This window comes from Oryzomonas sagensis, from assembly GCF_008802355.1.
GTDB lineage: Bacteria > Desulfobacterota > Desulfuromonadia > Geobacterales > Pseudopelobacteraceae > Oryzomonas > Oryzomonas sagensis.
Genome location: NZ_VZRA01000004.1, coordinates 50,992 through 66,929, shown reverse-complemented (window position 1 = coordinate 66,929; position 15,938 = coordinate 50,992). Strand labels below are relative to the sequence as shown.

The 15,938-nt window shown below is 62.3% G+C and carries 11 protein-coding genes; 4 read left to right on the top strand and 7 right to left on the bottom strand.

Features of this window, described 5'->3' with window-relative positions; all coding sequences use genetic code 11:
* Window positions 1-11: 11 nt before the first annotated feature.
* Window positions 12-626 (bottom strand): YdcF family protein, encoded by a 615-nt coding sequence (locus tag F6V30_RS14275; protein ID WP_151157627.1) that lies wholly within the window; start codon window positions 624-626, stop codon window positions 12-14.
* A gap of 81 nt (window positions 627-707) precedes the next feature.
* Between F6V30_RS14275 and rpmB the strand changes: the two genes are divergently transcribed.
* Entirely contained in the window at window positions 708-899 is a 192-nt protein-coding gene (gene rpmB / locus F6V30_RS14270; protein WP_149309415.1) for a 50S ribosomal protein L28, read from the top strand.
* 115 nt (window positions 900-1,014) lie between these two features.
* Here the strand turns inward: rpmB and F6V30_RS14265 are convergent, their stop codons facing one another.
* From F6V30_RS14265 to F6V30_RS14245, 5 genes are all read right to left on the bottom strand, one after another.
* Window positions 1,015-1,395: a Rid family detoxifying hydrolase gene (locus tag F6V30_RS14265; protein WP_151157626.1), complete on the bottom strand. Its 381-nt coding sequence runs from the start codon at window positions 1,393-1,395 to the stop codon at window positions 1,015-1,017.
* Window positions 1,392-3,542 carry a RelA/SpoT family protein gene (locus tag F6V30_RS14260; protein ID WP_151157625.1) on the bottom strand — a complete coding sequence of 717 codons (2,151 nt, stop codon included), beginning with the start codon at window positions 3,540-3,542 and terminating at the stop codon, window positions 1,392-1,394. The genes F6V30_RS14265 and F6V30_RS14260 overlap by 4 nt, the downstream gene beginning before the upstream one ends.
* A gap of 103 nt (window positions 3,543-3,645) precedes the next feature.
* Window positions 3,646-3,855, bottom strand: coding sequence for a DNA-directed RNA polymerase subunit omega (gene rpoZ, locus F6V30_RS14255; protein ID WP_149309409.1), 210 nt, complete (start codon window positions 3,853-3,855; stop codon window positions 3,646-3,648).
* Window positions 3,856-3,915: 60 nt separating this feature from the next.
* A complete protein-coding gene (gene gmk, locus F6V30_RS14250) occupies window positions 3,916-4,524 on the bottom strand; it encodes a guanylate kinase (protein WP_151157624.1) in 609 nt (202 codons plus the stop codon).
* A gap of 265 nt (window positions 4,525-4,789) precedes the next feature.
* Window positions 4,790-5,668 carry a YicC/YloC family endoribonuclease gene (locus tag F6V30_RS14245; protein WP_151157623.1) on the bottom strand — a complete coding sequence of 293 codons (879 nt, stop codon included), beginning with the start codon at window positions 5,666-5,668 and terminating at the stop codon, window positions 4,790-4,792.
* 228 nt (window positions 5,669-5,896) lie between these two features.
* On the opposite strand from F6V30_RS14245, the gene F6V30_RS14240 reads away from it, so the two are divergent.
* A complete protein-coding gene (locus F6V30_RS14240) occupies window positions 5,897-7,201 on the top strand; it encodes an aminotransferase class I/II-fold pyridoxal phosphate-dependent enzyme (RefSeq protein WP_151157622.1) in 1,305 nt (434 codons plus the stop codon).
* A 108-nt stretch (window positions 7,202-7,309) separates the two neighbouring features.
* On the opposite strand, the gene F6V30_RS14235 is transcribed toward F6V30_RS14240, so the two are convergent.
* Window positions 7,310-8,629 carry a DEAD/DEAH box helicase gene (locus F6V30_RS14235; RefSeq protein ID WP_151157621.1) on the bottom strand — a complete coding sequence of 440 codons (1,320 nt, stop codon included), beginning with the start codon at window positions 8,627-8,629 and terminating at the stop codon, window positions 7,310-7,312.
* Window positions 8,630-8,919: 290 nt separating this feature from the next.
* Between F6V30_RS14235 and recC the strand changes: the two genes are divergently transcribed.
* Complete coding sequence (gene recC, locus F6V30_RS14230; protein WP_151157620.1) at window positions 8,920-12,132, top strand: exodeoxyribonuclease V subunit gamma; 3,213 nt, start codon at window positions 8,920-8,922, stop codon at window positions 12,130-12,132.
* Window positions 12,129-15,800 (top strand): exodeoxyribonuclease V subunit beta, encoded by a 3,672-nt coding sequence (recB, locus tag F6V30_RS14225; protein ID WP_151157619.1) that lies wholly within the window; start codon window positions 12,129-12,131, stop codon window positions 15,798-15,800. Before recC ends, recB begins: the two co-directional genes overlap by 4 nt.
* Window positions 15,801-15,938: the final 138 nt, after the last annotated feature.

Genomic DNA, 15,938 nt, shown 5'->3' with positions numbered 1-15,938 from the left:
AGGGAAGCGTCTCAGCCACCGGAAGCTCCGGGCAGGATGCTTTCGCGCAACTCGCCGGGCGCGAGCAGGAAGAAAAAACGGAACATGCAATATTTGTAGAATTCGCTGAACAGGAGATGAAAGCTGCCGCCGTGGTTCCACCAGGCCTCTTTGAGATTTTTGCTGTCAACCGGATAGGGGTAGATGGCGACATCCTTGGGCAGTGCGTTGCGGAAGAGGATTGCGGCCCGCTTCATGTGATAGCGCGAAGTGATGAGCACGATGGATCGGACATCGGCACGCATGATGACGTCACGGCCATAAATGGCGTTCTCCAGGGTGTTGCGGGAGGCTTTTTCCAATATTACCCCTTCGGACGAGGGGTCGCCGGTCTGGGGGCGATAGAGGTCGCTCTTACGGACGGAGGGATCGACCCCGATCAGGAAAAGATGGCTGCCCCGTTGCTCCCGGTACAGCCGCACCCCCTCCTCCACCCGCCCCTTGCCGCCGGCCAGCACCACGATGGCATCGGCCTTGACCGGCCGCTGTCGGTAGGAGAAGGTCTTGTAGGTAAAGTCGATGAACAGCACCGCAACGACGAGAAGCAGAATAATGACGAGCGTTATGAAGGCCTTGATGATATTCATGTGTTGTCCATTTTTCCCTTGCAACCGGCCAATTAATCTGCTAAAAATCTTTTTTCAGCAATTAATGGAGGTTACCACCATATGTCAAGAAAATGTGAAATCTGCGGAAAAGGCCCCAGCTTCGGCAATAACGTGAGCCACGCCAACAACAAGACCCGTACCGTCTGGCATCCGAACATCCAGAAGGTCAAAACCGTTAAAAACGGCACGGTTGCAACCATCAAGGTCTGCACCCGCTGCATCCGTTCCGGTCTGATCACCAAAGCGCTCTAATCGCGGCGCCGCATCAGCCGCTTGAACGGTCTGCGATTTGAAGCCGTGGCACATCAGGTGTCCACGGCTTTTTGTCGTTTTCCCGCCGGAGGTCGGCACCTCCCCTCCCCGAATGTCACGCCAGGGCAACGATCTCGATTTCAACCAGTGCACCGCGGGGCAGGCTCTTGACCGCCACGGTTGAACGGGCCGGCTTGTGATTGCCGAAACAGCGCCCGTAGATTTCGTTCACTACAGCAAAATCCCCCATATCGGCAAGGAAAATGGTGGTCTTGACCACCTGCGACAACCCCACGCCGGCAGCGGCCAGTACGGCGGCAATATTCGCCATCACCCGTTCGGTCTCCGCAGCAACGCCCCCTGTCGCCAACTCGCCCGTTGCCGGGTCAAGCGCTATCTGCCCGGAGCAGAAGAGCAGCCCATTGGCCCTGATGGCCTGCGCATACGGCCCGATGGCAGCAGGGGCCTTGTCTGTCGCAATTGTTTCACACGTCATTGTTTTAGCCTCTCCACTTTGATGACACCCTTGATCTTCATAATGGCGTTCATCACCTTCCGCAGGTGCGCCAGGTCGCTGACATTCACCTCGAAGGTATTTTCGCCACGCTGGTCAATGGTGCTCTGAATATGGGCGCTGGCGATATTGGCCTCGCTGTTGGTAATGGCCATGGTGATGTTTGCCAGAATACCCTTGACGTCGTGACAGATGACCTTGATCTTGACCGGAAGGGAGGTGGTTTTGATCTTGTTCCAGGCCACATCGATCTGTCGTGCGGGATCGCTCTCCAGGGCGAACTTGCAGTCCGCGGTGTGGATCGTGACCCCCTTGCCGCGGGTGATAAAGCCGATGATCTCGTCTCCCGACACCGGATTGCAGCACTTGGCGAAGCGGACCAGCACATCGTCGACGCCGCTGATCTCCACCGCACTGGAAGACTTGCCCTTGAGCTTGTTGATGACCGCCGAGAGCCGCGACTCCTTGCGTTCGGTCCGTTCCTGCAACTTTTCCGCGGGCACGAGCTTCCCGATGATCTGGCCGCTGGAGATCTTGCCGTAGCCCACCGCCGCCAACAGGTCGTCGTCTCCGGCAAAACCGAACTCACCGGCAATCCTTTTAAAGTCCCCGGCCTTCTGGATTTTTTGCAGGTTTATGGAGTATTTGCGGAAGTCCTTTTCACAAATCTCGCGCCCCAGAACGATGCTCCGCTTGCGCTCCTCGATCTTGATCCAGGCGCGTATCCGGTTGCGGGCCCGGGAACTATGGACGATTTTGAGCCAGTCCTTGCTGGGGGTATGGTGGGGCGAGGTAATGACCTCGACGATATCGCCGTTCTTCAATTCGTACTTGAGCGGCACCAGCTTGCCGTTGACCTTGGCCCCCACACAGCGATGCCCCACGTCGCTATGCACGCTGTAGGCAAAATCGATCGGCGTGGACCCCTTGGGAAAGCCCTTCACATCCCCCTTGGGGGTAAAGACGTAGACCTCCTCGGGGAAGAGATCCACCTTGACCGAATCCATGAACTCCTTGGAATCCTGGAGCTCCTGCTGCCACTCCAGCAATTGCCGCAGCCAGGCAAAACGCTTGACCTCCTTCTCGTCGTACCCCTTGCCCTCTTTGTACTTCCAGTGGGCGGCAATGCCGGCATCGGCCACGCGGTGCATCTCGTGGGTGCGGATCTGCACTTCCATCCTGTCGCCGTGGGGGCCGATGACCGTCGTGTGCAACGACTGGTACATGTTCCCCTTGGGCATGGCGATGTAGTCCTTGAAACGCCCCGGAATCGGCTTCCAGGCCGAATGGATCAAACCAAGCACCTCATAGCACTCCCGCACGTCCTCCACCAAAATGCGGATGGCCAGGAGGTCGTAGATCTCCTCGAATTCAACGTTGCGCTTCTCCATCTTGCGATAGATGGAATAGAGGTGTTTGCTGCGGCCGGAAACCTCGCCGGGGATCCCCTGGAAGGCCAGCTTGTCGGAGATGATCGATTTTGCCTCTTCGACGTACGCCTCCCGTTCCTTCTTCTTCATGGACACCTTGCGGGCCAGGTCGAAGTAAAGATCCGGGTTAAGATAGCGGAACGCCAAGTCCTCCAACTCCACCTTGACCCAGGATATGCCCAGGCGATTGGCGATGGGGGCGTAGATATCCATCGTCTCCTGGGCGATGGTGCGCTGCTTGGTTTCGGGCTGGAACTCCAGCGTGCGCATATTGTGCAGGCGGTCGGCCAGCTTGACCAGGATGACGCGGATATCGTTAGCCATGGCCAGGAGCATCTTGCGAAAATTCTCGGCCTGGCTCTCCTGCTTGGTCTTGAAGTGAATCTTGCTGATCTTGGTGACCCCATCCACCAGCCTGGCCACCTCTTCCCCGAACATCTCCACCAACTCTTCGTAGGTCGTCAGGGTGTCTTCGATGGTATCGTGGAGAAAACCGGTGACGATGCTGGGGACGTCCAGGCGCAACTCGGCCAGCAGGCCTGCCACCTCCATGGGATGGATGATGTAGGGCTCCCCGGACAGGCGCGTCTGGCCCTGGTGTACCTTGGCGCAGTACACATAAGCCTTGCGGATGATATTGAGATCAGCCGTCGGGTTGTACGCCGTTACCGTGTCGAGAATGTCGTTGAGTCTGATCATGCGCCGTTATCTACTCGCAGGACGAAAAGGATTGGAAAAGGTACGGGGATGGATACAAAAAGGGTGAAGTCGCACCATTTGCGATTTCACCCCAGTACGGCAATTAATGGGCTTGCTGTTTCTTGTTGATTTCGAAGTTGACCTTGCCGGCGGCGATTTCCCGCAACGCGGTTACCACCATGCGGTTGTTCTTCGCATCGATAAGCGGATGAGCCCCCTTGTAGAGCTGTTTGACCCGCTTGGAGGCCAACATCACCAGAAGAAAACGGTTATCGACCTTTTTGAGGCAATCTTCAACGGTTACCCGTGCCATAGCGTTACTCCTTCCTGCTACTGATAGAAAAATGGAACATTATTTTTACATGACTTCATCTCAAATATCAAACAATTTCGCCACCTGCTCCAGCATTCGGGAGGTCCGGCGACGATGGGCCAGGACGATGGCCGACAGTTCCTCGGCGGCATCCTCGAAGCGGTCGTTGATGACGATGTAATCGTACCAGCGGCACTCCTTGATCTCATCCGCGGCCCGTGCGATACGGCGCTCGATAACCTCGCGGGCGTCCGACGAACGGCTCTCCAGACGATGGCGGAGCTCTTCCATGGTCGGCGGCAGGATGAACACGAACACGCCGCCGTCGAGGCGTTCCTTCAGGATCATCGCCCCTTGGCAATCGATATCCAGCACCAGGTCGATGCCGTTGCGGCGGGCATCCTCCAGGGTATGCAGCGCCGTGCCGTACAGGTTGCCGTGTACTTCAGCCCATTCGGCAAAGGCATCCTCGGCCACCATGCGTTCGAATTCCGGCCGGGAGACGAAAAAATAATCCCGGCCTTCCACTTCACCGGCCCGCGGCGGCCGGGTCGTATAACTCACCGACTCCCTCATGGCCGGAAAACGTTGCAGGAGTTCATTGCAGAGGGAGGTTTTGCCGGCCCCCGAGGGAGCCGATATGATCAGGATCAGGCCTTCGCGTTTCATGGGACGTCCTTCCCGGAAATTTTGCAGAGGGTAGCACAGAACAGCCGCAAAAAGAAAGTTCCACCCGAAGGGCCGCCCATTTTACCTTCATGATTCACGCGTTATACGAATCTATAAGTATTAATCAGGCTGCTGAAAAGCCTAGGTTGTTCAAAAATAGTCAGATCGTCGCACCCGCAGAAAACCCCGCGGAGGCGTAGCAGCGCTACGCCGCACAAGGCGGTTTTCGAGGACGGCGACGAGATGGCTGTTTTTCAACAACCTCTTATTCGATGTTCTGCACCTGCTCGCGCATCTTCTCCATCTCGGCCTTGATCCGGATAACCAGCGAGGTGATCTCGGCGTCGCTGGATTTTGAGCCGATGGTGTTGACCTCCCGGTTCATCTCCTGCATCAGGAAGTCCAGCTTGCGCCCCACCGGCTCCGGGAGGCGCAGCGCCTCGTCGAACTGGGTGAAATGGCTGGCGAGCCGGACCAATTCCTCGGTCACGTCGCAGCGGTCGGCCATCAGGGCCACCTCCTGGGCCAGACGCGCCTCGTCCATCTCCGTCCCCTCCAGCAGTTGTTCCAGGCGCGCCTTCAACTTCTGCCGATACTCGATCACCACCGCCGGCGTACGTTCCCTGATCAAGGCGGTCCATTCCGCTACCTGGGCACGCCGGGCCGCCAGATCGGCCGCCAGCGCCTCCCCCTCCCGGGTCCGCATGGCGTCCATCGCCGTCACGGCAGTCTGGACCGCCGACAGGAGCTGATCGCGGTAATCGTCCTCGGTAAGGGTCGTGCCCCCCTCCCGCAGGACCCCCTTCTGGGCGATCACCAGGGAGAGCGGCACTTGGCCCAAGAGCCCCAACTCGCCCGCCAGGTGATTGAACGTGCTAAAATAGGCCCGCGCCAGGGCCGTGTCGATCCGGGGCAGCGATTCACCGGCCAGAGCCTCTTCCCACTGTACGGAAACATCGATCTTGCCCCGCTTGAGCTGGGCGGAAACGGCCCGCTTGACCTCGTTTTCCAGGGCCATGAAACCGCGCGGCATCCGCACCGACACCTCGCCGTAGCGATGATTAACCGAACGGATCTCCACCGTGAAGGTTCCTTGCTCTGCTGTCGCTTCTCCCTTGCCGTATCCGGTCATGCTCTTTAGCATCGAGACTCCTCTTTCCATGGTAACGTCAGATCTTCGGACCATACAACATCCCAAGCGTTTCATCAACGACAGGTTTGAGGATGCGAAATGTTCCGGTCGCAGGAGGTGGTTTCCTCATATTCCCTATTGACAAAGAGGAACCGGTACTGTTCAATTATATCTTTACGGTTTGGAACCACTCAGGATTGTGTGTGAGACAATCTTCAAATCAGCTCCAGGAGGAACGCAATGAACCCATTGGCACAAGAACTGAATGACCTGCTTGCCCAGCACAATCCGCATGTTTTGGAAATGCTGTCCGATCTCGGCAAGAACCTCTTCTTCCCCAAAGGCATTCTGACCCAGTCGGCCGAAGCCAAAGGAAAGGCGCACAAATACAACGCCACCATCGGCATCGCCACCGAGAACGGCGGGCCGATGTTCCTGTCGTGTATCCAGGACAAGCTGTCCGCGTTTGACCCCAAGGATATCTTCCCCTATGCCCCCCCGGCCGGCAAGCCGGAACTGCGTTCCCTGTGGCGGGAAAAGCAACTGCGGGAAAACCCGAGCCTTCAGGGCAAACATTTCAGCAACCCCATCGTCACCAATGCACTGACCCACGGTCTTTCCATCGTCGCCGACCTGTTCATCGACAAGGGGGATCACCTGATCCTTCCCGACATGCTCTGGGGCAACTACAACCTGACCTTCGGCACGTGCTGCGGCGCGATCGTCAAGAAACACCCGACCTTTACCGTGGCCGGCGGTTACGACATCGACGCCTTCAAGGCGGTCCTGAAGGACACGGCCGAAGAGAAGGGCAAGGCCGTGGTCCTGCTCAACTTCCCCAACAACCCCAGCGGCTACACCCCGACCGTGGCCGAAGGCGATGCCCTGGTGGCAGCCATCAAGGAAGTGGCTGAATCCGGCTGCAACATCGTTGCCGTGACCGACGACGCCTACTTCGGCCTCTTTTACGAGGACAGCCTCAAGGAATCCCTGTTCGGCAAGCTCGCCAACCTCCACCCGCGCATCCTGGCGGTCAAGCTGGACGGCGCCACCAAGGAGGAGTTCGTCTGGGGCTTCCGTACCGGGTTCATCACCTTTGCCGACGGCAACGAATACGAGAATACACCGGTCATGACCGCCCTGGAGAAGAAGACCATGGGAATCATCCGCGCCCGCATCTCCAACTGCCCGCACCCCTCCCAGACCTTCGTCATCGAGGCGCTGCGTTCGCCCCAGTTCCTGGCCCAGAAGGAGGAAAAATTCCAGGTCATGAAGGGGCGCGCCCTGAAAACCAAACAGGTACTCAACAGCGGCAAATACGACTCGGCCTGGACCTACTACCCGTTCAACTCCGGGTACTTCATGTGCCTGAAGCTGAAACAGGTGGATGCCGAAAAGCTGCGCGTCCACCTGTTGGACAAGTACGGGGTCGGCGCCATCTCCACCAGCAAGACCGACCTGCGCATCGCCTTTTCCTGCATCGCAGAGGAGCATATCCCCGAGTTGTTCGACATCATCTACCAGGGTGTTCAGGACCTGACCTGATGCACGGCGTGGTCCGATAATCCACAGGAACCCCAAAAGGGCCCGCATCGTGCGGGCCCTTTTTGTTGTTCTCAGAATCGGCATCGTGATCAAATCAGGGGGCAGGCTCTACCGCACCGACCTGCTCCCCCGGCGGCCGGTCTTGGGGGCGGGCCGTTCGGTCACCGGCTTTCCCCGTCGCGGGGTCGTATTCTTGGGGGCTGGAGTCTGCGCCTGCCTGTCCTTTGCCTTCCGCGCCTTGGACAGTTTATCGGCCTGCTTGACCTCCTTGACCCGGACACTCCTCCTGGCGGCTACAGGGGGAAATTCCGCAAGCGTCCGGCGCGGGATGGTATTTTTGAGCAGCTTCTCGATGGCGACCAGCAGCGGCCGCTCCTCCGGGCAGACCAGGGAGAGGGCGATCCCCTCCTCCCCGGCCCGGCCGGTGCGGCCGATCCGGTGCACGTAATCCTCGGGGACCTGGGGCAGATCGTAATTCACCACATGGGGCAGATGCTCGATGTCGAGCCCGCGCGCCGCCACATCGGTGGCCACCAGCACTCGCACTTCCCCCCGTTTGAACTCCGCCAGGGTGCGCGTCCGAATGGACTGGCTCTTGTTGCTGTGGATGGCGGCGGCCTTGATCCCGTCGAGGAGCAGCTCTTCCGTCAGCTTGTCCGCGCCGTAGCGGGTGCGGGCGAAGACCAGCACCTGATTCCAGCCTCCCTGGCGGATCAAAAGCGAGATCATTTCCCGTTTGCGGCTCCGTTCCACCTCGTAGACCGCCTGGGTCACCGCGTCGGCGGCGATATTCTTGCGCGCCACCTCGATCCGCCGCGGGTGATCGAGCAGTTGGTCGGCAAGCTGCTTGATGCTCTGGGAATAGGTTGCCGAAAAGAGCAGGGTCTGGCGTTTGGCCGGCAGATATTCCGCAACCGCCTTGATCGCGTCGATAAAGCCCAGGTCGAGCATGCGGTCGGCCTCGTCCAGGACCAGGAATTCGATCCGGGAGAGGTTCACCGTGCCCCGCTCCGCATGATCGAGCAGACGCCCCGGCGTGGCGACCACGATATCGACGCCGCGGTGCAACCGCTCGACCTGCGCCTGGATGGTCACCCCGCCGTAGATCATCGTGGAACGCAGCGCAAGGCGTCGGGCGAAATTGTTCATCTGCTCGCTGACCTGGGCCGCCAGTTCCCGGGTCGGCACCAGGACCAGCGCCCGCGGAGCCCGCCGCTTTTGCCGGGGGAGATGTTCCGCCAGCCGCTGCACGATCGGCAGGGCAAACGCCGCCGTCTTGCCGGTGCCGGTCTGGGCGCCGGCAAGCAGGTCGCCCCCCTCGAAAATCACCGGGATCGCCCCGGCCTGAATGGGGGTCGGCTCGGTGTAGCCCCGGGAGGCGATGGCGCTCAGCAGTTCGGCGCGCAGGCCGAGGGATTCAAAGGACATGGTTCGGACTCCTTACAACGGATTGTTGTCTACAAAAACGACACGGCAGCGTCATCATCGTCCGCACAATTTCGTGTCTCTTGCGAAGAAAAGACCGCATCGGTTGCTTCAGGAAAACAAAAACCACAGGAATGGGCCCTGTGGTTCAGATGTGTTCCCTGTATAGCATGCCTTTCCCTGCAGCGACAATGGCTTTCTTGCAGAGGCGCCAGGCGACACGATGCCAGGCGCGGGGTTGACCTCCACTTCCCGCTTGTTTGTCCTGCCGGTTCCGGTGTAGTCTAGCCGCCATGGGCACACTCAAGGTCATTACCAGCAACTCCCTCACCCGTCTGGCCGCTTCCCTGGCGGGCGACATGGCAGGCTCCCCTACCCCGCCCCTGGGACGGGACACGGTGGTGGTGCTCAATCCCGGCATGGCCCGTTGGCTCTCCCTGGAACTGGCAACCATCCGGGGGGTTGCCGCCGGCCTTGACTTCCCCTTTCCCAACCAGATCCTGGATAGCTGCTTCCGCGCCATGATCCCCGGCTTGCCCGACAGTTCGCCCTTTACGCGGGAGCGCATGTCCTGGCGCATCGCGGCCCAACTCCCCGCCCTGCTGACCCGTCCCGGCTTCGAGCAGGCGGCCGGCTACCTGGGCGCGACTGCCGACGACCGCCGGCTGCTCCAGATTTCCCGTACCCTGGCCGACCTGTTCGACCAGTACGTCATGTTCCGTCCCGAGATGGTCCTGGCATGGGACCGGGGCCGCGATGACGGCTGGCAATCCGATCTGTGGCGGGCGATCTCCGCCGACTGCGCCGGACAGCATCGGGCGGCGCACCTCAGGATGTTTCGGGAGCGCATCAAAGCGGGAGCACAACCGGTCGGCGCGCTCCCGCACCGGATCAACCTGTTCGGCATCTCCTACCTCCCCCCCTTCCACCTGGAGGCATTCTCGCTGCTGGCCCACACGGCCGAGGTGGTTTTCTACCTGCAAAATCCCTGCGGCGCCTTTTGGGGCGATATCGTTTCCCGCAAGCGGCTGGCGGAACTGGCCCTGCGGGAGTCCCCCGATGCCGAGGAGTACTACGACACCGGCAACCCGCTGCTCTCCTCCCTGGGAACCATGGGGCAGGAGTTCCACGACATGCTGCTGGAATACGGCTTTGACACCACTGACCTGGACGACGGCGGCGAACAGCCCGGCGCCACCCTGCTGAAGGCTATCCAGAACGACATCCGCCAGTTGCGGGACAGCGGCGGCCGGGACGAACGGATCGTCGTAGCGCCGGGGGATCGTTCCCTTCGGGTGCACTCCTGCCATGGCCCGCTGCGCGAAATGGAGGTACTCTACGACAACCTGCTGGCCATGTTCGATGAATTGAGCGATCTGGAGCCGCGCCACATCGTGGTGATGATACCGGACATCGAGACCTATGCCCCCTACATCGCCGCCGTGTTCGGCACCCAGGCCGGGGGCCGGCCGGCCGTACCGTTCACCATTGCGGATCGCAGCCGGCGCCGGGAAAACCCGCTCATGGAGTCCTTTGCCCGTATCCTGGGGCTCCCGGCAACCCGCTTCGGGATCAACCAGATCATGGAACTGCTGGAATCGCCGCCGGTACTGGAGCGGTTCGCCATCACTCCCGACGAACTGGAGGCCATCAGGGGGTGGCTGAATGAAACCGGGGTGCGCTGGGGCTTCGATGCCCAGCAGCGGGCCGAACTCGGCTTCCCTCCCTTTGAAGAGTTCAGTTGGCAGGCCGCCCTGGACCGCCTCTTCCTGGGCTACGCCCTGGAGCCGGACAACGACCGCCTGTTTCACGGCATCCTCCCCTTTGGGGATATCGAAGGGCGCTCCGCCGTGCCCCTGGGCAAGCTGGCCGAGTTCCTGCTGGCAGCGCGCACGGCGGTCAAGCAGCTGTCGGGGCGCCATTCCCTGGCCGCCTGGGCCGATATCCTCACCACCATCGCCCAGGACCTTCTCCGTCCCGACAACGGCGATGATGGGCTCAAACCGCTCTTCGACAGCCTCCAGACCTTACGTGAAGCCGAGGAACTGAGCGGTTTCAGCTCCCCCATCACCCTGGAAGCGATGCGCGAAGCCCTGAACGGCCTGCTGGATGATTCCGGCGGCGGCTTCGGTTTTCTGGGGGGACGGGTCACCTTTTGCGCCATGCTCCCCATGCGCAGCATCCCCTTTCGCGTGATCTGCCTGTGCGGGATGAACGACGCCATCTTCCCCCGCGGCAAACGCCAGCCCGGTTTCAGCCTGCTGTCGGGAAAACGCCGGCGCGGCGACCGGTCCCTCAGGGACGAGGACCGCTACCTGTTCCTGGAGACCCTCATCTCGGCCCGGGAACGCCTGCACATCAGTTACACCGGCCAGAGCGACCGGGACAACTCCGTCATCCCCCCCTCGGTGGTGGTTGCCGAACTGCTTGACTACGTGACGCGCGGCGCGGTGGTCGCCGGTCTCCCCGAGACCGCCCCCCCCGTCCTCGTCAAACACCGCCTGCAAGCCTTCAGCCCCGACTACTTCAGCGCCGACGCCAACGCCCCGCTGTTCAGTTACTCGACCGAATACCGGGACGCCCTGGCGGCACGGCAACTCTCCGGCCCCGTGACGCGCCGTTTCATCACGGCACCGCTGCCGGACGATCCCGGCCTGGTGCAGGAGATCGAACTCCGGGAGTTGCAACGATTTCTGGGCAATCCCTGCGCCGTTTTCCTGGCTCGGCGCCTGGGCGTACGCCCCTTCGGTCCCGACGAAGAGGTGCAGGAGCGCGAAACGTTCCGCCTGGACGGCATAACCGCCTACGGACTCAGGCAGGATCTCGTGCAACAGGCTCTGTCCGGCGCGGAGACAGGCAGCAGCTACGAGACGGCCCGGGCCCGCTCCCTCCTCCCCCCCCTTGCCGCAGGACAGACCGCCTTCAGAGAGGCCCAGGATGAGGGCCGGAGGTTTGCCGATCTGGTGACGCCGTACCTGGATGCGGAACAGGAGCCTCTGGCAGTGGCATTCGGGCACAGCGGCATGATGCTGAAGGGCATCGTGAACGGCATTCGTTCGGCACGGCACCTGCGCTGGCGCTGCGCCGCCATGAAGGCGAAAGACCGCCTGGAGTTGTGGGTCGAGCACCTGATCCTCAACGCCCTGGCGCCCGCCGGGTATCCGCGCCAGAGCCTCCTGCTCTGCAACGACCAGTCCCTGGCCCTGGCGCCGCTGGACAACGCCGCCGCCATTTTGGGCGACCTCCTGGAGTTGTACCGCGAAGGCCTGAGGAGACCGCTCCCCTTCTTTCCCCAAGTTTCCTGGCTCTACCTCACGGAGAACAGGGACAAGGCGGAGGGGCGGTGGACCGGCAGCGACCACGCCCCCTATCCCGCCGAATCGGCCGAGCCGTCAATCTCCATCTGTTTTGGCGATACAAACCCGCTGGACCAGGAATTCAGCGAACTGAGCCGCCGGGTGTTCGAACCGATGCGGGCGGTGGCGACCGAGGAGAAGGTGGCATGAAAACCCTCGACCTCCACGAAATAGGCACCTCCGGCCTGACCTTGATCGAGGCCAGCGCCGGCACCGGCAAGACCTGGACCATCACCGCGCTTTACATCCTGCTGCTCCTGGAAGAGCGCATGCGGCCGGAGGAAATCCTGGTGGTGACCTACACCAAGGCCGCCACCGCCGAACTGCGCGACCGCATCAGGAAGCGGATCGCCGCCACCCTGGACCTGTACGTTACGGGCCGGGAACCGGCCGACGAGTTGGAACGGATGCTGCTGGCCAGCCACAAGGTCGACCGGGACGCGGCACAACGCCTCCTTACCCGCGCCCTGTACTCCTTTGACGACGCCGCCATCTTCACCATCCACGGTTTCTGCCAGCGGGCGCTGCTGGAGAACGCCTTCGAGAGCGGTTCGCTGTTCGACAGCGAACTGACCGCCGACCAGTCCGCCCTGGTAACCCAGGTGTGCGACGACTTCTGGCGGACCCGGATCATGGCCGACGAAGGGCCATTCCTGGAACGCCTGGTCAGGGCGGGATACACGCCGGACAAGCTGGCCGAACCCTTTGAGGGGCAGTACCAGAACCGGGACCTGAACGTCATCCCCGCAGCGGAGGATGTGGACCTGGCCCGGCTCATGGAGCAACGGGACATCCTGCTGCCGCCGGTAGCGGCCATGTGGGCGGCGGAACGCGCGGCCATCGTCCAGATCCTCAACCGGGCCAACCTGAGCCAGACCAGCTACAAACCGGACCAGATCGAGGCAGCCGCGGCAAAACTCGACATCTGCCTGGGACGCGGGGCTCTGGACAAGGGGGGCGACGGCCTGGCGCTGTTTACCCCGGCCCGCATCGAAAAAGGCATGAAGAAGGGGTCCACCCGGCCGGAGCACCCGTTTTTCGGGCTCTGCGGCAGGCTGCACGATGCCGCTGTCCGGGTCGACGACGGGTTCACCGCGAAACTGATCCATCGCCGGATCGAACTCAAAGGGTGGTTGCGGGACGAACTGGCCCGGCGCAAACAGACCCTCAACCTGCGCTGTTACGACGACCTGCTGCTGGATCTGCACCTGGCCCTGGAGGGGCCGGGCGGGACGCGGCTGGCGGCCGGACTCCGCGAGCGCTACAAGGCGGCCCTGATCGATGAATTCCAGGATACCGACCCGTTGCAATGGCGGATATTCGCCCGTCTGGCCGGGCTGCCGCCAATAACGGGGCTGGGAGCTCACGGCGGGGTGAGCGCCGGGAGCCCCCCCGGGACGGCGCCATACCCGCTCTTCCTGATTGGCGACCCCAAGCAGGCCATTTACAGTTTCCGGGGTGCCGACATCCATGCCTACCTCGCCGCGGCCCGGGCCACGGACGGAGACCGGCGCTGGACCCTGGCCACCAACCGCCGCTCCACCCCGCCCCTGGTGGCCGCCGTCAATGCCCTGTTCGACGCGGACAACCCGTTCCTCAATCCCGATATCCAGTTCGGTGCGGTGCAGGCGGGCCGGGACCGGCGGCAGCAACTCCTGTGCAACGGCAGGCCGGTGGAGAGCCCGCTGCAGTTTTGGGTGTACCAGCGTGCAGACCGGTCAAAAGCGGCAGGCAAAGGCGCGGCCCGTGGGGCAACGGTCACGGCGACCGCAGCGGAGATCGCCCGTCTGCTGGACGGCAGCTACGAGGTCATAGCAAAGGACGGCATCCAACGGCCGCTCAAACCGGGGGATATCGCCATCCTGGTCAAGGCCCACTACCAGGCCGACCAGATGCAGAGCGCCTTGACCGCTCGCGGCATACCCGCGGTCCAGCACGGCAATGCCACCATCTTCGAGACCCGCGAAGCGCTCGACCTGTTGCGCATCCTGCGGGCGGCGGCCGATCCGGCCCGCAGCGCCCTGGTGCGCGAGGCTTTGCTGACCTCCGTCATCGGGCTGTCGGCGAACGAGGTCGTTGCCCTGCGACATGACGAAGGCGCCTGGGAGGTATGGCTGCTGCGTTTCCGGGCGTTGCACGAGGCGGCCCGGGCAGGCGGCGTGATCGCCCTGGTTTCGCGCCTGCTGGGTGAGTGCGGCGTCCGGCGGCAGGCGCTCGCCTCTGCCGAAGGCCCCCGGCGCATGACCAATATCCTGCACTGCTGCGAACTGCTGCACCAGGCGGAGCGGGAGCAGGGCCGCGGCCTGGAGGGCTCCATCGCCTGGCTGGAACGGCGCATCACGGGAGAGTTGCAGGACGACACCTTTCTGTTGCGCCTGGAGACGGACGCCAACGCGGTCACTCTCTCAACCATCCATGCCAGCAAGGGGCTGGAATACCCGGTGGTGTTCCTCCCCTTTGCCTGGGCCCCCCCTTCCGCCACAAGCAGGCAGGTACTCTTTCACGATGCCAGCGGCGGGTTGACGCTCGATCTGGGATCGGACCAGCGGGATACGGACCACAAACGCTTGGCCAGGGAGGAACAGGATGCCGAGGCGGCGCGCCTCCTGTATGTGGCCCTCACCCGGGCCGAGTTTCTCTGCTATGTCACCTGGGGCGCCATCAAGGGCGCTTACGAATCGCCGTTGCGCAGGCTGCTGCACGGTGAGAACTTCAAGGACGCCAAATCGTTCGGCGCCGCCGACGATCAGGAGATTCTGGATGCGGTCGCCGGGCTGGCCGGCAAGGCGGTCCATACCGATGGTCCCAGCCCCATTGCCGCCCGGTTTATGCCGGCGGAGATAGCCGCCCCCCCCTATACCCCAGAACAGGATGCCTCCGGCACCTTTGCCTGCCGCGAGGTGCAGCGGACAATCTCCACGGAGTGGCGCGTCTCCAGCTTCAGTGCCATTACCAGTGGTTCCGAACGCCACCTCCAGCCGCACGATTACGATGCCGTCGCCACGCCCGGCGCTTCCCCGGCCACCGGCGACAGCCCCGTGGCCGGGTTCGGAACGGATCTGTCGATCTTCGGCTTTCCCCGCGGCGCGGCCGCCGGCACCTGCCTCCATGAACTGTTCGAGCAACTCGATTTCAGCGCCGTGGAGGGTGCGTCCCTGGAGCGGCTCTGCCAGGCCGTTCTGCTGCGCAACGGCTATGACCGGCGCTGGCTGCCGGCCGTGCAGCGCATGGTCATGGACATCATCTCCGCCCCGCTCCTCCCCGCCGATCCCGGCTTCTCCCTCTCGCACCTCAAGCCGGGCTCGTGGCAGGTCGAGATGGAGTTTTTCCTCCCCCTGAACCGATTGAGCGGCAGCCGTTTGACCGAACTGTTCGCCGGGCTGCTGAGTTCCGACCGGCATGGCGAGTTCCCGGAGGTCCTGGCCGCACTCCACGTCCAGGAGACCCGCGGCATGCTGCAGGGCTTCATGGACATGGTCTTCGAGCACAACGGCCGCTACTACATCATCGACTGGAAATCCAACCATCTGGGGAACCGGCACGAGGACTATCGCACCGACAGGCTCCCGGAACCCATGGCCCGGCACGCCTATATCCTCCAATACCACCTCTACACCCTGGCGCTCGACCGGGTGCTACGCCTGCGCCTGCCGGGCTATGATTACGCCACCCATTTCGGCGGCGCCATTTACGTTTTCCTGCGGGGGATTGCGACCGGTTCGGTCGAGTACGGCATCTACTACGACCAGCCATCGCCCCTGTTCATCAGCAGGGCAAACGAGCTCTTGCTGGCGAACGGCGAGGCGGGCTTGCGGTAGATGACCGTTTCGAATTCCGCCACAAAGCCGCACAGGCACAGGGAAAACCGTGAGCGAGGTGGACATAGGCGGCACATCCGATATCAGTTTTCCCCAATGTTGTGCCGTTCTCTGGGGCTCTGTGGCGATTTTTCCGGG